This is a genomic window from Marinobacter sp. (assembly GCF_965229985.1).
GTDB lineage: Bacteria > Pseudomonadota > Gammaproteobacteria > Pseudomonadales > Oleiphilaceae > Marinobacter.
This window is the reverse complement of sequence record NZ_OZ245935.1, coordinates 4,440,523-4,457,810: the sequence shown is the minus strand read 5'-3', so window position 1 is coordinate 4,457,810 and position 17,288 is coordinate 4,440,523. Positions and strand designations below refer to the sequence as shown.

General features: G+C 58.3%; 18 protein-coding genes. 16 read left to right on the top strand and 2 right to left on the bottom strand.

Going from position 1 to position 17,288, the window contains the following annotated elements; all coding sequences use genetic code 11:
* Positions 1–68 precede the first annotated feature (68 nt).
* From ACO06L_RS20540 to ACO06L_RS20525, 4 genes are all read left to right on the top strand, one after another.
* On the top strand, positions 69–1,376 hold the full coding sequence (locus tag ACO06L_RS20540; protein WP_202348729.1) for a short-chain fatty acid transporter: 1,308 nt from the start codon (positions 69–71) through the stop codon (positions 1,374–1,376).
* Between the two features lie 359 nt (positions 1,377–1,735).
* Complete coding sequence (locus ACO06L_RS20535; RefSeq protein WP_202348728.1) at positions 1,736–2,518, top strand: DUF5602 domain-containing protein; 783 nt, start codon at positions 1,736–1,738, stop codon at positions 2,516–2,518.
* A gap of 96 nt (positions 2,519–2,614) precedes the next feature.
* Positions 2,615–3,436: a YciI family protein gene (locus ACO06L_RS20530; protein ID WP_202348727.1), complete on the top strand. Its 822-nt coding sequence runs from the start codon at positions 2,615–2,617 to the stop codon at positions 3,434–3,436.
* 23 nt (positions 3,437–3,459) lie between these two features.
* Positions 3,460–3,942 (top strand): VOC family protein, encoded by a 483-nt coding sequence (locus tag ACO06L_RS20525; protein ID WP_202348726.1) that lies wholly within the window; start codon positions 3,460–3,462, stop codon positions 3,940–3,942.
* A gap of 18 nt (positions 3,943–3,960) precedes the next feature.
* Here ACO06L_RS20525 and ACO06L_RS20520 read toward each other — a convergent pair whose 3' ends face one another.
* Positions 3,961–5,619 (bottom strand): acetolactate synthase large subunit, encoded by a 1,659-nt coding sequence (locus ACO06L_RS20520; protein WP_202348725.1) that lies wholly within the window; start codon positions 5,617–5,619, stop codon positions 3,961–3,963.
* A 58-nt stretch (positions 5,620–5,677) separates the two neighbouring features.
* Positions 5,678–7,291, bottom strand: a complete 1,614-nt coding sequence (locus tag ACO06L_RS20515; RefSeq protein ID WP_202348724.1) for an FAD-dependent oxidoreductase — start codon at positions 7,289–7,291, stop codon at positions 5,678–5,680.
* Between the two features lie 88 nt (positions 7,292–7,379).
* Here ACO06L_RS20515 and ACO06L_RS20510 point away from each other — a divergent pair, with 88 nt between their 5' ends.
* The 12 genes from ACO06L_RS20510 to ACO06L_RS20455 all read left to right on the top strand — a co-directional run bounded on the left by ACO06L_RS20510 (position 7,380) and on the right by ACO06L_RS20455 (position 17,269).
* A complete protein-coding gene (locus ACO06L_RS20510) occupies positions 7,380–8,393 on the top strand; it encodes an AraC family transcriptional regulator (RefSeq protein WP_064227274.1) in 1,014 nt (337 codons plus the stop codon).
* Positions 8,394–8,522: 129 nt separating this feature from the next.
* Positions 8,523–9,362 carry a phosphonate ABC transporter ATP-binding protein gene (gene phnC, locus ACO06L_RS20505; protein ID WP_064227273.1) on the top strand — a complete coding sequence of 280 codons (840 nt, stop codon included), beginning with the start codon at positions 8,523–8,525 and terminating at the stop codon, positions 9,360–9,362.
* Positions 9,359–10,222, top strand: a complete 864-nt coding sequence (gene phnD, locus ACO06L_RS20500; protein WP_064227272.1) for a phosphate/phosphite/phosphonate ABC transporter substrate-binding protein — start codon at positions 9,359–9,361, stop codon at positions 10,220–10,222. Before phnC ends, phnD begins: the two co-directional genes overlap by 4 nt.
* An 8-nt stretch (positions 10,223–10,230) precedes the next feature.
* On the top strand, positions 10,231–11,061 hold the full coding sequence (phnE, locus tag ACO06L_RS20495) for a phosphonate ABC transporter, permease protein PhnE (RefSeq protein ID WP_202348723.1): 831 nt from the start codon (positions 10,231–10,233) through the stop codon (positions 11,059–11,061).
* Between the two features lie 9 nt (positions 11,062–11,070).
* Positions 11,071–12,081, top strand: a complete 1,011-nt coding sequence (locus ACO06L_RS20490; protein WP_202348722.1) for a phosphonate dehydrogenase — start codon at positions 11,071–11,073, stop codon at positions 12,079–12,081.
* Positions 12,075–12,935 carry a LysR family transcriptional regulator gene (locus tag ACO06L_RS20485; RefSeq protein WP_202348721.1) on the top strand — a complete coding sequence of 287 codons (861 nt, stop codon included), beginning with the start codon at positions 12,075–12,077 and terminating at the stop codon, positions 12,933–12,935. Before ACO06L_RS20490 ends, ACO06L_RS20485 begins: the two co-directional genes overlap by 7 nt.
* Before the next feature lie 102 nt (positions 12,936–13,037).
* Complete coding sequence (locus tag ACO06L_RS20480) at positions 13,038–14,270, top strand: RNA polymerase sigma factor (protein WP_202348720.1); 1,233 nt, start codon at positions 13,038–13,040, stop codon at positions 14,268–14,270.
* Positions 14,271–14,354: 84 nt separating this feature from the next.
* Positions 14,355–14,714, top strand: coding sequence for a YciI family protein (locus ACO06L_RS20475; protein ID WP_202348719.1), 360 nt, complete (start codon positions 14,355–14,357; stop codon positions 14,712–14,714).
* A gap of 134 nt (positions 14,715–14,848) precedes the next feature.
* Positions 14,849–15,235 carry a cupin domain-containing protein gene (locus ACO06L_RS20470; protein WP_202348718.1) on the top strand — a complete coding sequence of 129 codons (387 nt, stop codon included), beginning with the start codon at positions 14,849–14,851 and terminating at the stop codon, positions 15,233–15,235.
* 151 nt (positions 15,236–15,386) lie between these two features.
* Positions 15,387–15,995 (top strand): sigma-70 family RNA polymerase sigma factor, encoded by a 609-nt coding sequence (locus ACO06L_RS20465; RefSeq protein ID WP_064227264.1) that lies wholly within the window; start codon positions 15,387–15,389, stop codon positions 15,993–15,995.
* Positions 15,992–16,723, top strand: coding sequence for an anti-sigma factor (locus ACO06L_RS20460; RefSeq protein WP_202348717.1), 732 nt, complete (start codon positions 15,992–15,994; stop codon positions 16,721–16,723). The genes ACO06L_RS20465 and ACO06L_RS20460 overlap by 4 nt, the downstream gene beginning before the upstream one ends.
* A 117-nt stretch (positions 16,724–16,840) precedes the next feature.
* Positions 16,841–17,269 (top strand): DUF7282 domain-containing protein, encoded by a 429-nt coding sequence (locus tag ACO06L_RS20455; protein WP_202348716.1) that lies wholly within the window; start codon positions 16,841–16,843, stop codon positions 17,267–17,269.
* Positions 17,270–17,288: the final 19 nt, after the last annotated feature.

Sequence of the window (17,288 nt, the reverse complement as noted above, 5' to 3'; positions counted from 1 at the left end):
TTAAAGAAGCGCTTTACGTTTAGGTTGCTACACTCGCACAGAGTCTAAATAAAACAACGAGGTAACAAATGCTAGACAGAGCATCCAAACCAATGGTCAGCCTGGTGGATAAGTACCTGCCAGACCCATACCTCTTCGTCATTATTCTTACCCTGGTAGCCTTTGTTGCTGCCATGGTGTTTCAGGGCCACAGCCCCATGGCCGTGGTCGAGATGTGGGGCAACGGCTTCTGGAACCTGCTCACCTTCTCCATGCAAATGCTGCTGGTGCTGGTCACCGGCTTCATGATGGCCAGCACACCGCTGGTGCGAGGCATCCTGAACCGCATTGCGATGCTTGCCAGAACGCCTGGCCAGGCGATTGTGCTGGTAACCTTCATTGCATTGATTGCAAGCTGGATTAACTGGGGGTTTGGCCTTGTTGTCGGGGCCCTGTTCGCCAAGGCACTGGCTCGCCAGATCCGCGTCCACTACCCGCTTCTGATTGCCAGCGCTTACTCTGGCTTTATTGTCTGGCACGGCGGCCTGGCAGGCTCCATCCCCCTGACCATTGCCACCGAAGGCCACTTCACCCAGGACACCATCGGCATTATCGGTACCGGAGAAACAATCTTTGCGTTCTTTAACCTGGCCATCGTGGTGGCTCTGTTCATCATCGTGCCGCTGGTCAATCGGCTGATGCTGCCAGAAGAAAGGGACAGTATTTATGCCAACCCGAAGATTCTGGACGATGAGCCAGACACCTCTGTGGTGATCAACCGCCCTGCCGACTATCTGGAAAACAGCCGCACCCTGGCCTGGCTCATCGGCTTTAGCGGCATCGCGTTTATATTCCAGTATTTCGTAGATGGAGGCGGCCTGAACCTGAACATCGTTAACTTCATGTTCCTGTTCATTGCAATCATCCTGCACCAGACCCCAAAGCGCCTGCTGGCGAGCCTGAACGAGGCAGTCAAGGGCGGCGCAGGCATCGTTATCCAGTTCCCCTTTTATGCGGGCATCATGAGTGTGATGACGGCTTCTGGTCTGGCAGCCAGCATTTCCAGTGGGTTTGTTTCCATTGCCAGTGCCGAGAGCCTGCCGTTCTGGAGTTTCATCAGTGCCGGTCTGGTAAACATCTTCGTTCCTTCTGGCGGCGGCCAGTGGGCGGTGCAGGCTCCGGTTATGCTACCGGCGGCGCAGGAGCTGGGTGCGGATATTCCCAGGGTGGCCATGGCCGTTGCCTGGGGTGACGCCTGGACCAACCTGCTCCAGCCGTTCTGGGCCCTTCCGGTACTCGCTATTGCCGGGCTGAAGGCCAAGGACATCATGGGCTACTGCCTGATGCTGCTCATCATCACCGGCATCATCATCAGCGCTGGCCTGACCTGGCTGTAACGTCTACCCAACCACTGAATCCGGGGAGCTCTCACACTCCCCGGATCCTCCCGATCTCTCCCAGGCCCAAACTTTCCACGAAGCGCCTCAGCGCCTTGGAATTCGACAGCGGCAAACACACCAGGCAGGCCATAAAAATCAGTTCTCGGCTCTGAATCTGGTGGTATATTAAACAAACCCAGCCAAATCCCGTTGTGGTGGTAGTAGGGAGAAGCGTGCAGACAGGAAGCGCGTTTTACTGCTGTCAGCCCAGCCTGCCAATTCCGATCTCCTCTGAGTCAGCCCGAAGGGCGATGGCTTTCTGGCCATAGCGGCCGCTAAATATTGCCGAATGGCATGTGTCATTGAGGAGTGATGAAATGAAGACTGCTCTTTGTCTGTTCCAACCCAACCGTTCCATCTTTGCCGCAGCCTGCCTGGGTTTTGCCAGTGTTGCGCTTGCCGCCGATCCAGTCGTTTTCACCGGAGCCCCAGTGCCGGTCGGTAATGGCACCGCGCGCGTCGAAGTCATTGCGAACGGGATGAACGAACCTGAATCTGTATCTGTCGTCATGACAAAGGATGCCCTTCAGGGGCTTCCCGCTGTTCAGGGTAACCAGATGGTCTGGGAGTTTTCATTACCCATGCCGGATGCAGGCCCCAGGACGGGATACGATCACGTGGTTCTTGACTGGAACCCGGCCGGCCATATCCCTGATGGGGTCTACAACGTTCCCCACTTCGACGTGCATTTTTACCTGATCAGCAACGGTGAACGTGAAGCCATTACCTTCCACGGTGAGAGCCGTGAGTTGGCGATGGCAGCACCAGACCCACAACTCGTGCCCGTTGGCTACGTGATTCCGCCAGACGCCGCAGTGGACAGGATGGGAATGCACGGCCTGGACCCTGCGGGGCATGAATTCCATGGCCAACCGTTCAGCCACAACTTCATCTACGGCTATTACAAGGGCGAACTTATGTTCGTTGAGCCGATGGTGTCCTTGAGTTTTCTTGAGTCACTTCCAGACATGACGTCACCGGTTAAGAAGCCGCAGAGGTACAGCTATCCGGCCTGGTACCCGGCAGCCTACCGGATCGGATTTGACGTAGGGAAAGGTGAATACACCATCGCGCTCCAGAGGCTTCAGAGGTCCGACTGAGATTCCCTCAGGAATCTTTTTTCTCGGTGTCGATATTCAACAGGCTTGCGCGACTAACCAGTGAAAACAATCCGAAATTCACTGGAGACCAGCACTATGAAGTACATGTTGATGCGCAAGGCCGATGCCGACACCGAGAATGGCGTTATGCCCTCAGAGGACATCCTGCAGACAATGGCGAGTTACAATGAGCGAATGACCCAGGCCGGTGTTTTTGCTGACGGCCAGGGGTTGAGGCCAACGAGCGAAGGTTGCCGCATTCAGTTCAGGGCCGGTGAGCCCAATGTTATTTCCGGCCCGTTCGAGCCGGCCGGCGAACTGCTGGCCGGTTTCAGTGTGCTCGAAGTGGATTCACTGGAAGACGCCATCGCCTGGGCCAAACAATGGCCCCGGGAAGATGCCGGTGGAAACGTGACCCTTGAGCTTCGGCGTTTCTTCGAGCTTGAGGATTTCGAACCCAGCCAGGCACTTGAGCAACATCGGTCCCTGGGCCGCCTCCCAAGGGAGATGAATCTGCATGTGGCTTTTGCGGGCACCTGCAGAGAAGCCATGGAGTTCTACTCGAAAGTTACCGGCGGCAAACTGGAAGGTGTTATCACTTACGGAGAAACACCGGCGGCAGCGGATGTGCCGCCAGAAATGCATGACAAAATCGTACATTCGTCCCTGAATCTGCGCGGGCGCCGGCTGATGGGCGCCGATATGGCGGGCGATTGCTACCAGCCACCTCAGGGTGCCCAGATCCACCTTGAATACGACGATCCGGAACAGGCCGAGCGGGTTTTCAATGCCCTGTCCGATGGGGGCTCGATCATCATGCCGTTTGCGGAAACCTTCTGGGCTCATCGTTTCGGAATGACCACAGACCGATTCGGTGTTCAGTGGATGATCAGCAACCAGATTGAACAATGCCAGTAACGCCAGCCAGGAGGATCAGTTCGATGACCCATCCAAGAAATACCATTTGTCTCTGGTATGAGAGCGAAGCAGAAGAAGCCGCCCGATTCTACGAAAAGACCTTCCCTGATTCATCGGTGGGCAGAGTGCTTCGTGCGCCTGCGGACTACCCCGCAGGCTCGGAAGGCAATGTGCTTACGGTGGAGTTCACCGTGTTGGGCATCCCCTGCCTTGGTCTCAATGGCGGACCGGCCTTCCAGCACAACGAGGCCTTTTCGTTTCAGGTGGCTACCTCGGACCAGGAGGAAACGGATCGCTACTGGAACGCCATTGTTGGCAATGGCGGCGAAGAAAGCGCTTGTGGCTGGTGCAAAGACAAATGGGGCATCTCGTGGCAAATCACCCCGGTCGCCCTCACCGAAGCGATAAACGATCCTGACCCAGCCGCCGCCAAGCGGGCCTTCGAGGCCATGATGACCATGGGCAAGATCGACATCGCCGCCATTGAGGCGGCGCGTCGGGGCTGAGGGCGTTTATTGCACCTGTCAGGGTGCCAGTTTGCGCTTCAGTGCCTTGGAAACCGACAGCGGCAGGCTGGGCAATGAGCGCAGCATCCACGGCAGTATCCGGCGCTTAACCCCGCTCAGGGATTCCGGGATCACGGCTTCAATGAGGTGTGGTCCCGGCATTCTCTGGGCGTATTCCAGGGCTTTTGCCATTTCCTCGGCGGTGTGTACCCGCACGGCGTGAACGCCCATCCCGTTCGCCATTTCCGCGAAGTTGATCACCGGGCCGCGCAGGTCCAGCTGGGATTTGGCTTTTTCTCCGGCCTCTTCCGCGCCTACCCGTTCCAGTTCGATGTTGAGCACGGAGTAGGAGGCGTTGTTGAAGATGATGGAGGTTACATTCAGCTGTTCCCGGGCCATGGTCCAGAGGGCCTGAATGGTGTACATGGCGGTGCCATCACCGATCAGGGCGATGACCGGCCGGTCCGGGCAGGCCACGGCGGCACCTACGGCGTTGGGCAGGCCCTGCCCGATGGCGCCACCGGTGAGGGTGATCATGTCGTGGCGGGGCGCGCCGGCGGTCATTACCGAAAGCATCAGGCTGGAGGTAATGCCCTCGTCCACGATGATGGCGTTCTCCGGCATCAGTTCACCCACCGCTTTGCAGACTTTCTCGGCGGTGAGCTTTCCCCGTGGTCGGCCCGGTCGTTTCGCCGGTTGTAGCTTTGGTTCGGCCTGACTGGCGCCAACGGCTTCGTTGAGCTTGTTCAGGCTGGCCAGGATGTCCTGGTCGGGCGCCACCAGGGTATGTACCTGGCAGGTATCCGGCACCAGATAGCTCTTCTTGCCGGGATAGGCGAAGAAGGAGACCGGCGCCTTGGCGTCCACCAGGATCAGTTGTTCCACGTCCGTCAGTTGCACCGTAGCCAATTCAGCCAGGTAGGCCAGGCGTTCGATGTAAGGCAGGCCGGCGCCCCGCTCAATGCGGGTGGGGAAGGTTTCCGCCAGCAGGGTCACGCCGCTGTGCGCAGCCAGTTTGGCGGCCGCCAGCATGCTCGGTTCGCGCAGGGAATGGCCGCCCATCAGCAGGGCGGTTTTCTTGCCGGAACGGATGGCCGAGGCAATGGCCTCTACCGTGGCATCGTCTGCCGGCGCCGGTGTTGGCGGTGCCAGGGGCGCGTTGGGCACACCGCCCTCACCCCAGGATACATCCGCCGGCAATATCAGCGTAGCTACCTGCCCGGGCGCCGTGCGGGCAGCGGCAATGGCTTCGGCGGCATCCTGGCAGAGGGTTTCGGTGCTCTTGGCCGTGCGTACAAACCCCGGTGAAACGTTGCGGGCAACGGTCTCGATATCAGACTGCAGCTGGGCATCGTATTTCACGTGGTAGGTGGCATGGTCGCCAACAATGTTAAGTACCGGCACCTTGCCCTTGCGGGCGTTGTGCAGATTGGCCAGGCCATTACCCAGCCCGCAGCCCAGGTGCAACAGGGTGGCGGCGGGTTTGTCGGCCATTCGGGCGTAGCCGTCAGCGGCGCCGGTGGCCACACCCTCGAACAGGGCCAGAACCGCCCGCATTTTAGGCTCGTCATCCAGGGCGGCCACAAAGTGCATTTCACTGGTGCCGGGGTTGCTGAAGCAGACCTCAACTCCGGCATCCACCAGGGTTTTCATCAGGGCTTGTGCGCCGTTTGTCATTGTTGTTCTCCAAGCTTTCCGGGTTCAGGGTTTCGGTTAAATAATATGCCCACAGGATTCAGCCTCCGGCCACGATGGAGCGCACCGCTGCCCGGGCCGTCATGATACAGCCCGGCAGGAAGGTACCTTCCAGGGAGCGTTTGCCGTTGGCGCCACCGCCACCGAAGCCTGCGGCCTCGCCCACACAGTAGAGACCTTCAACGGGTGCGCCCTGGTCGGTGAGGACGCGGCTCTGCAGATCAGTTTGCAGGCCACCCAGGCTCTTGCGGGTAATCAGCTGCATGCGGATGGCGATGTAAGGGCCGGCGCCCGGTTTCTGCAGCGGCGCCGGTTTGCAGGTGCGCAGGCGGTCCGGCTTCCATTCCCGGGCGTGCTGGATCATGCGGATCTGGGGATCATCATGGAGGCTGGTGCCCGCCGCGAAGTTGGCATCGAAGGCATCGGCGGTGGCTTTGAGCGTTGCCGGGTTGATGTCGTTGGAACAGGTCAGCGCGTTCATCTTGCCGGCCAGCTCAGTAAGGCTGTCCGCCACCAGGAAATCCCGGCTTTCATGCTGCATCTGTCGCACCAGGGCGTGGTTGCCCAGCAACAGCTCTTTCACGAACTGGGGGAACTGTTTATCCCGGATGCGGGCGTTGTGCTCGGCGCCCGAGATGGCAAATTCCTTGGCGGCAATGCGCCAGTTCAGCAGGTGCCAGGTCCAGGGCTTTTCCTGTTCCGCCACCCGCTGGCAAAGCCAGTGGGTATCAAAGCCGGTCACCAGGGGTTCCGGGCCAATCCGTTCACCCCGGTGGTTCAGCCACAGGGCGGATTTGCAGGGAATGGTGGAAAGACCATGGCCGGGAAAGTGGGGGTACGGATGCGGGAAGCCGGCTGCGTAGTTCCACATTTCGCCGGCATGGGTAATCCGGCCACCCAGGGTGTCGGCCACCCAGTGATGCATGCGGCCATCGGCATAGGGATGGGCACCGTTCAACATGCGGGTGGGTTGCGGGCGATCCACCGGCCAGTTGGCCCGGCATTCCTTGTGGCTGCCGTTGATGCCGCCGGTGGCCAGAACCACCGCGGAAGCCGCGAAGCGGACTTCCTCACCGGTGGCTTCATTGACAGCCAGGGCCCCACTCACTTTTCCCGCTTCGTGGTCCAGTTCAGTAATACGATGCTGGTGCAGCAGGGTGAGCTTGCCGCTGGTGTTCTCCCGGTGTAGCGCCGTCATCAGGCACCGGACCAGTTCCCGGGCGGTGCCCCAGACCACATGGTAACGGGGCAAACGGTTGCCATCGCCAAAACGGCCACGCTCAACCCAGTTCACCGCCGGCAGGAATTTTATGCCTTCGTTGCTGAGCCAGTCGTATACCTCGGAGCGTGAATGCTCCACATAGTAACGGGCCCATTGCAGGGGCAATTCATCGTCCGGCGCCAGCTCGCCAAAGCTGAGCCAGTCGTCCAGGGCAATCTCCGGTGTGTCGGCAATCTTCATGCGTTTCTGCAGCGGCGTGCCCACCAGCATCATGCCACCAAAGGCCCACAGCGCCAGGCCTCCCATGCGCTCTTCGGTATCCCGGTCTGCCAGCACAACGGACTTGCCGGCGCGCAGGCCTTCCAGAGCCGCGACAATACCGGCCAGCCCGCCGCCGACCACCAGAATATCTGAGGTAATTACCTTGGCCATATCGCATCCGACCTGATCGCAATGAGTTGTCAGCGTTAAAGATATACCGGTACCATGGCTTTAAAATTGACTTTAGAGGCCAACAAAATTGACTTTAGAGGCCACGGTTTCCATTGGCTGGGTCAACACCGTGATCGGTGCTGCAGAGAGGCTGTCGGTAACGGCCGAGCAACTGCTGGCCGCTGCGGGCATTGCGCACTCCGCCTGCGAACTGGAACGCTGGCCAATTGACGACATTACCCGGCTCTGGCACGCCGCCGAGCGTTGCACCGGTGACCCGGGCTTTGGCCTGAAAGTGGGTGCGGAGTTTTCTCCCATGAGTATCAGTGGTGTCGGGTTTGCGCTGCAGTCCGCCGCCACCCTGCGGGAAGCCATCGTGATGGTCCAGCGTTTCCAGCGACTGATCTCCGATGGCGGGCGTTTCCAGGTTGTTGCCGGCAACGCGGCTACCTGGCTGGTTTACCATCCGAGGCAGGGCCGGCTGGCATTCAGTCCGCATCAGATTGAGGCGGTGCTAGCCTCGGTGGTGGGCTTCGGGAGCTGGGTTACGGGAACCCGGATGCAACCGGCCCGGGTGCAATTCAGCCAACCGCGACTGGGGCCGTTGGCGGGATATCAGACGGTATTCAACTGCCCGGTGGAATTCGAACAGGCTTTCAGCGGGGTACTGATCGACAATAGCGTTCTGGACCAGCCATTGCCCCAGGCCGACCCTCAGCTTGCGCAAGTGCACGAGCGCTACACAACCGCTCGCCTCGCCGCGCTTTCCATTAACAGTGCCTCGGTGCCCGAAATACGGAGATGGCTCACCGCCCGGATAGGACCGGTTCTGCCCCGCCGGGCAGACGCAGCGGAAGCCCTTGGCATCAGCGAGCGCAGCCTGGCCCGGCGACTCCATGAACAAGGCCAGACCTTCGATGGGCTTGTAGACGACGTACGCCGCGAAAAGGCCCTGCAGGCGGTTGCCGATGCCACCTCTTCCCTGCCGGAAATCGCTGAAGCACTGGGTTTTGCCGAGGCAAGCACCTTTTACCGCGCGTTCCGGCGCTGGACGGGCATGCCGCCGGTGCGGTGGCGCAAGCAGGGAAATCTGACTGAGTAAATCTTCTTTGGCTGGCGCAAATGGTCATTAAGGTGTCACCTCACTGACACTGCACTGTCACCTCCCAGGATTAGCGTTTGCATTGTAAGTCGCAATCAAGCGAGCTTATTCATTGCAAAAGGTGATCCAATGACGCCTGCTTCATACCCCGACATGATGCTTCGCATTGAGGACATGGGGGTGACTTACCCCGGCAATGTCCTTGCTCTACGGCCCACCACCGTTGATTTCAACAAGGGCGAGTTTACGGTCCTGCTCGGCCTTTCCGGTGCGGGCAAATCCACGCTGCTGAGGTCACTCAACCACCTGGTGCAGCCAACGGCTGGCAAGGTCGTTTCGGCGGAATTTGGTGACCTTGATAACCGCAGAACCGTGCGGCTGCATCGAAGCCGCACTGCCATGGTGTTCCAACATCATCAGTTGATCGAGCGCCACACTGCACTCCAGAACGTGCTGACAGGCAGGCTTGCCTATCACAGCACCTGGCGCAGCCTGTTACCACTGCCCAGGTACGATCTTGAACTTGCCCTTCACTGCCTTGAACGCGTTGGGCTTGCCGACAAAGCTCTGGCCAGGATTGACCAGCTGTCTGGTGGCCAGCAACAGCGAGTTGGCATCGCCCGTGCGCTTGCACAACAGCCCTCAATGATTCTCGCGGATGAACCCGTTGCCAGTCTGGATCCGGCCACGTCGGAAAAGGTACTGGGGTTACTTCGCGATATCTGCCAGGAAGATGGTATTACCGCTGTTATTTCACTGCACCAGCTGGAATACGCCCAACGCTTTGCAGACCGAATCATCGGCCTGGCCAATGCCCGGATTGTGTTCGATGCACCACCTGCGCAATTGAAGCAACACCACCTGAATGAGATCTACCACGGGAACTACGAAACCAAACCCCGAACCGTCCCGGTTCCCGGCAATACAACCGTTAACCCCCAACCGACGAAACTGGAGATAGCCCGATGAAAGCGTTACTGAACCTCTTGATCGCACTCTGCCTGGTGACAGGATTGAATCCGCAGGCACTCGCAGCAGATCCAGACCCTGATCTTCTGAAAGTTGCTCTCCTGCCCGATGAGAACGCCTCTGAACTGATCAAACGCAATCAACCACTGAAAGACTATCTGGAAAGCACGCTTGGCAAGGAAGTTGAACTGATCGTTACTACCGATTATTCCTCGATGATCGAAGCCATGCGCTTCGGACGTATCGACCTGGCTTACTTCGGCCCCCTGTCCTACGTGATGGCCAAAAGCAAGAGCGACATCGAACCCTTTGCAGCCATGATTGTGGACGGCAAGCCCACGTACCGCTCCATCATCATTGCCAACGCAGATTCCGGGGTTGAATCCTATGCCGACATTAAGGGCAAGAAAATGGCCTATGGTGATCGAGCCTCTACATCGAGCCACCTGATTCCCAAAACTGTCCTTATGGAATCTGCGGGCCTGGAAGCCGGCCGTGACTATGAGGCACATTTCGTAGGGTCCCACGACTCTGTTGCAGTGAATGTGGCAAATGGCAACGCAGAGGCCGGCGGCCTGTCCGAGGTGATTTTCCAGCATGTGATGGATCGTGGCCTGATCGACCGCAACAATGTGAAGGTTCTAGGATATAGCGGCGAGTTCCCCCAGTATCCCTGGGCCATGCGCTCAAATCTCGCCCCTGAGCTGAAAGAAAAGGTTCGAAACGCCTTCATCAGCATCGACGACAAGGAAATCCTGAGCAACCTCAAGGCTGAAGGCTTTGCTGCTATCTCCGATTCGGATTACGACGTAATCCGGCGCATGGGTAGCCTCCTGAACCTCGACTTCGCCAAGATGTGAGGAATTCCATGAGTTATACCCCGACGGAACCGGCGACTCTGTCGTCGGCTCCGTCAGCGCCGGTGCTGGATGAGCATGCCCGGGGCTGGCGGAGAAAACTCCTGCAGGCAGGCCTGGTTCTTGCGGTGATTCTCATTGCCAGCTGGTACGTAGGCCTGCTTAATTTCAAAACCCTGGCCAATGGCGTGCCGGCGATTGGCGTCCTGTTGGGTGAATCGCTGCCGCCCGACTTTACCAATGTGATGAACTGGGTGTCGCCACTTGTCGATACCCTAGCAATGAGCATTGCCGGCACTGCAATTGCGGTTGCCGCTTCGGTACCGTTAGCTTTCCTTGCTGCCCGGAATACGTCGCCACATCCCGCGGTTTTCCACATAACCCGTACCATGCTCAATGGCCTGCGCTCGGTACCCGAACTGATCATGGGGATTATCTTTGTCGCTGCCGTCGGCTTTGGCGCGCTACCGGGCGTTCTTGCTCTCGGCCTTCATTCTATTGGGATGGTCGGCAAATTCTTTGCAGAAGCCATTGAACATGTGGACGAAGACCCGGTGGAAGCAGCCGATGCTGCCGGAGCGACCCGCCTACAGGTTCTCTGGCACGCAGTTCTGCCCCAGGTTCTGCCACAGTTCGCCGATGTATCCATCTACCGCTGGGAGTACAACTTCCGCGCCTCGACCGTCATGGGCATGGTGGGAGCAGGAGGCATCGGTTTCGAACTCATGGGCTCGCTGCGCATCATGCAGTACCAGGAAGTCAGTGCCATCCTGATCGTTATCCTGCTGATGGTCACGATTGTCGATAGCCTGAGCGGCTTCCTCCGTAAGAAATTCAAGTAAGGAAAACGAATGAAACCAAGAGTTGTGATAACTCACCGGGTACACGATGAAGTCCTGGCTGCCCTCGAACCACATTGTGAGCTGTTAACCAATCAGTCAAACCGCACGCTCCCGCCAGATTCGGTAAAGGCCAGGGTATCCACAGCCGATGCCGTGATGGCCTTCATGCCGGACAGAATCGGCGAGGAGTTTCTGGCTGATTGCCCTAACCTGAAGATCGTGGGCGCAGCCCTGAAAGGTTATGACAACTTCGATGTGGACGCCTGCACTCGCCATGGGGTGTGGCTGTCATTCGTGCCGGATCTTCTAACCGTCCCTACCGCAGAACTGACCATCGGACTCACCGTTAGCCTTACCCGGCAGGTAAAGGCAGCGGACGAATTTGTTCGTTCCGGAGAGTTCAGAGGGTGGCAGCCGAAGTTCTACGGGCTGGGGATTGAGGGCGCAACCATTGGCATTGTTGGAATGGGTGCCATTGGTAAGGCCATCGCTGCCCGTCTGCAAGGATGGGGTGCAAACCTGCTGTACTCACAGCCGGAAGGCTTGCCTTCTGATGAAGAGAGGAAATTGGGGCTGGCGCACACAGGGCTGGAAGAGCTTCTCGCCCAATCCGATATCGTAATACTGGCATTGGCACTGAACGAGCATACCTTTCACACCATAAACCCTTTACGCCTGGCACTGATGAAGCGGGGAGCTTATCTGGTCAACCCATGCAGGGGTTCCGTGGTGGATGAGAACGCCGTATTGGCGGCACTGGCTTCCGGACAGTTGGGTGGCTACGCCGCCGATGTGTTCGAAATGGAGGACTGGGCGCGATCGGATCGTCCGCCCGAGATCAGTCCGGAGTTACTTGCCCATCCGAACACATTATTTACCGCTCACATCGGATCGGCCGTACAAAGTGTAAGGCTCGCCATTGAGCAACGGGCGGCCGAGAACATTCTGCAGGCATTGAGGGGTGAACGGCCGCGGGATGCGATCAATTCTCCGTCGGTACGTGAGGACTCTCCATGCTGAATCCGGTCTGGCTCAAGAGCTTTATCGCGTTGGTCCAGCATCAGAGTTTTCAGGCCGCTGCCGAGAATCTTGGAATCGCCCAACCCACTCTCTCCCAGCATATCCAGAAACTGGAACAAGACCTGGATGTGTTGTTGATTCGAAGGGGAAGATCAGGCTGCGAGCCCACCAGGGCAGCTTTGGCACTGGTACCATTCGCAAACAGTATATTGCGCCTCGACAAACATGCCCGTGAAGCGGTTCGGGGGGCCGGCGTTCGGATAGGGGCGAGCTCAAACATCGGCATATACATGCTCCAGCCCTATCTTCGGGCCTTCAGGGACGATACAGCCTCGCCCGACGTAGACCTCGTAATTGATAATAACCCCTCAATTGCCCGGCAACTGACAATCGGTGAACTCGACATAGCCATAATGGAGTGGTGGCAGCCCAAACCCGGATTTCTGTCGCAGGATTGGCGGCAAGAACAGATGGTACTGATTGTTCCACCCGATCACCCATGCGCAGATCTTCAAAGCATAGATCGGGACACCCTCGCAGAAATGACGCTTCTTGGCGGAGAGCCTGGCACAGGCACAGGCCGGCTACTGGCACAATTTTTCGGTGATCAGGGACCGTTCCCGAAAGTGTCCATGCAACTGGGTAGCACAGAGGCTGTGAAACAGGCCGTCAAGGCTGGACTGGGAATATCCCTGGTTCTCGCAGCCAGTGTGACCGAGGAGGTTCGCGCAGGCACCTTGCAGGCCATTCCCGTTAGCGAGCCCGGGCTGGCAAAGGAGCTTGTGGTTGTCTATCCGGAGGCTTTTGCGGCCCACCCCCCGGTGTCCGCGTTCCTTGGTCATCTATGCCATTGAGATCCAGGCCTGGCAGTCAGGCCTGATCTCTGATAAAGAAACATTCAAGTACAGGAAAAAAGACATCTCGAACCCTGGAATTCAAGGGACACCAGTTTAACGATGACTACCGATGATCAATGGATTGAACAGATCTACCAGCAGCATTCACGCCGTGTGCTTGCAACGCTGATCAGGCTGCTGGGCGACTTCACGCTGGCCGAGGAGGCCATGCAGGAAGCGTTTACCTCTGCCGTGCGGCAATGGCGGCAGGAGGGTTTTCCCGACAACCCTTCGGCCTGGCTTATCCGGGCCGGTCATCGCAGGGGTATAGACCACATTCGCCGTTCCCGGACGGCACAACATTATTCTCATCTGATCGATCAGCCGGAGGAGACCGGTACCAGCGCTATCGGGCAGACCTTCGACGACGATCAACTCCGACTGTTATTTACCTGCTGCCACCCCGCCCTGCCCCTGGATGCCCGCGTGGCTCTGACCCTTCGCGAAATGTGCGGACTGACCACCGAACAGGTGGCCAGTGGGCTATTGCAGAAGCCCGCAACCCTGGCCCAACGGATCGTACGCGCCAAGAGAAAGATCCGGGATGCCGGCATTCCCTATGAGGTGCCGGAGGCGAAGGAGCTGCCGGAGAGGCTGCCCGGAGTACTCCGGGTAATCTACCTGGTGTTCAACGAAGGTTATTCCCGCAGTGATGGTGAGCAGATTGTCGACGTTCATCTCTCCGCGGAAGCCATTCGCCTGGCAGAGGCGTTGGCAAGACTGCTACCAGAAGGGGAAGTGCTCGGTTTGCTGGCGTTGATGCTGCTTCAGAACTCCCGACGGAAAGCACGTCAGGATGAGGAAGGAAATCTGATCACTCTGGAAGATCAGGATCGCTCTCTATGGGACCAGGCCAGTATAGATTTCGGCTTTCAGTGGCTGGAGGCGGCCCTGGCCCGCACACCTACCGGGCTCTACACCCTTCAGGCCTCCATCGCAGCGGTTCACGCCGAGGCATCCAAAGCCAACGAAACCGACTGGGCCCGCATAGTGCGCCTGTACAACGCTCTTTACCAACAGCAACCGTCTCCGGTGATTGCGCTCAACCGGGCTGTGGCCATTGCCATGCGGGACACCCCGGCAGATGGCCTGCAGCTCCTTGAGGAGCTGATGAGCCACAAGGCCTTTGCTGGTTACCACCTGTTCCATGCTGCCCGGGCGGACCTTCAGCGCCGGGCCGGCAACCTTGAAGAGGCAAGACAATCTTATGAGCGTGCACTGGGCCTTGTCTCCCAAGGTCCCGAACGGCGCTTTCTGGAGCGCAGGCTGACAGAGCTTGAGAAATTTTCCTGATTTCCCGCCTTTCTCTGTCGATTTTGCTCAGCGCTACGCGACTACTTATCGAAAACATCGAACAACACACATGGAGGAGCGCACATGAAATACGTGGCCCTGGTGTATTACCAGGAGAGCATCATCAATGCCATGACAGAACAGGAATGGCACGACCTCAACCAGGAGTGTATCGCTGGCGTGGAAAGGCTGGCACAGCAGGGCAACTTCATAACCGGCCAGCCACTGCAACCCGTGGAGACTGCAACGACGGTACGTGTGCGGGATGATGAGGTGCTGGTGTCTGATGGTCCCTTCGCCGAAACCAAGGAGCAGCTGGCGGGGTTCTACCTGCTGGAAGCCCGGGACCTCAACGAGGCGCTGCAACTTGCCAGCCGGATTCCACCGGCCCGTTTTGGCAGCATAGAGGTACGGCCAGCGCGGGAGCTGCCCCCTAAAGATTGAAAAGGCGAACGGGCAAATACCAAACGGGCCGTTGAAGCCAGGCAATCTATGCTATTTTGGTGGTCAGGGCCAAACCCGAAGTAAGCGTGCAGTGGGTATGGCCCTGGCAACAAATCGACACGGAGGTAATCTTTATGCATATCGCAAAAGAAGATGTACCTGTTCGGATCGATGCCCCCGGTGCAATAGCTCGGCAGAAAACCGATTTCGGTGATGTCACGGGCTACGGGAAGATGGGCGCTGAGTATTTTTCGTTTGACGCCGGCACCGATATAACTGAGTTGCTTCACGGGCTTGACAACGACAGTTGTCAGAGCCCCCATTGGGGATATGTTGTTAGCGGCGAAATCACCGCGATTTACACCGATGGCGAGGAAGAAACTTCCCGCAGTGGTGATTTATTCTACTGGCCTCCCGGGCACAGCGTGAGGGCAGAAGCAGACACCGACATTGTGATGTTCAGTCCACAGCACGAGCATGGCGAGGTGATCGACCACATCGGGCGCCAGATCAGCGGCTGAGCCGTTGCCCACAGCCCCTGCCGTGAGGAGGGGAGGTAACCTCCCTTCCTCACATCCACCCGCTTCAGCCAACAGACTCCGGGCAAATTCCTGTTGAGCAGCGGCGAACCAACAAGTAACCTGCTGATCAGACACCAGAGCCTGAGGCACCATGAAGCCTGACTCCCATCAGCTCCCAGACAATGCCATCGGCGCGACGAGTTCGCAGTCGCCCTCAGACACCCCTGAGCGTGTTGCTGAGCTGATTCATCGTGTGGCTCGGAAAGACCGCCAGGCTTTCGCCCTCCTCTACCAGGCAACTGCTCCGAAACTTCTGGGCACCGTATTGCGTATCCTCAGAGATAGAGGATGGGCAGACGATGTTATCCAGGACAGTTACCTCAAGATCTGGCAGAAAGCAGAGCAATTTCAGGACGGCAAATCCTCGCCTATCACCTGGCTGGTTTCGATTGCCCGTAACAGTGCGATTGATGAGCTGCGCAAACACCCTGCCGGACGCACCACGAACAGCGATGAGCTGGACGAGATGCCGGGCAGACAGTCAACGGCTCAGGAACAGCTGGAAGACCAGCAGGCGGCAAATAAACTGAATCACTGCATAGACCAACTGGAGAAAGACCGACAGGACATGGTGCGGCTCGCCTACCTGAATGGCTGGTCCCGGGAAGATCTGGCAAGCCAGTTCGAGCAGCCGGTCAATACGGTGAAAACCTGGCTACACCGCGCCCTGAAACAGATCAAAAGGTGCCTGGAATCATGACGGAACGCGACGACCTGGACATGCTGGTTGCAGAGTTCGTTCTGGGTACCCTACCGGCCCAGGAACGGGAGTATGTTGAAACCCGGCGCAGCGAGGATCCGGAGGTGGAGGCCCTGATTCTGCAGTGGGAAGAGCGATTGGGCCGGCTAGCTGAAGAAACCGAGCCCGTGCAGCCGTCGCCAGCGCTGTTCGCAAAAATCGAGAAGGCTCTGGACCGAATCGAATCGACACCCCGCAAGGCTGCCGAAGCCTCCAACGTGGTTGCACTGCGCAGTCAGCTGAAGCGCTGGCGCTGGAGTACGGCGATTGCTTCGGCGGCTGCCCTGCTGTTGATGGCAGTCCTGGTGTTCCAGCCACAGCCCACACCTCAAACGCAGTCGTTTGTAGCGGTGTTCCAGCATAATGATGAACAGCCGGCCTTCCTGCTGACGGTGGACCTGAAGGAGCAACGGCTGAATATCCGGCCGGTGACCGCCGAGCCAAGACCCGGGAAATCCTATCAGTTGTGGATCAAGGCGGACGAGCTGGGACCAAACCCACGTTCGGTAGGCGTTCTGGGCAACGATTTCGAACTTGATGAGGGGGCCTTGAGAAGTTATGACCCGGCCCTTCTCAAGGAAGCCACGTTCGGGATCAGTGTCGAGCCCGAAGGCGGCTCACCCACTGGCCAGCCCACCGGGCCGGCGATTCATGGTTACCTCTACCCCACCGACGGCAACAATCAGTAGTCGGGACCACAAAAAATAAACGGTGCCTGAAACTTTGCGTACCCGCTCCCGTAGCTGCAGTTAAGCCGTCCAATAACAACCCAATGGACGGTAAACACTGAGACTTAGGAGAACGCAATGACCAAGCACGCAAAAACATCCGTACTTCTGGCCGCCCTGGTTTCCGGCGCATTCGCAACCGGCTCGGCACTGGCCGCTGAGCATAAGCCCGGTGTCTGGACCAATGATCAGTCCGTCGCCAACGGCGTAGTATCCGCCAGAAAGGTGGTTGCCGAGCAGAATGGCTGGCTGGTGGTTCATCGCACCGACGAATCCATGAAGCCCGGCCCTGTCGTTGCCCATGCACCATTGCGCAAAGGCATGAACATGGATGTCGCGGCTATCCTGACCGAGGAAGTGCAATCCGGTGACATGCTCATGCTGATGGTTCACAGCGAAGACGGCGGCATGAAAACCGGAATTTTCGAATACACCCTGGGCGCCAAGGAAGACGGCCCGATCAAGAAAGATGGCAAGCTGGTGATGCAGACCATTACCGCAAAATAATCGCTGACGCTCGGGCTGG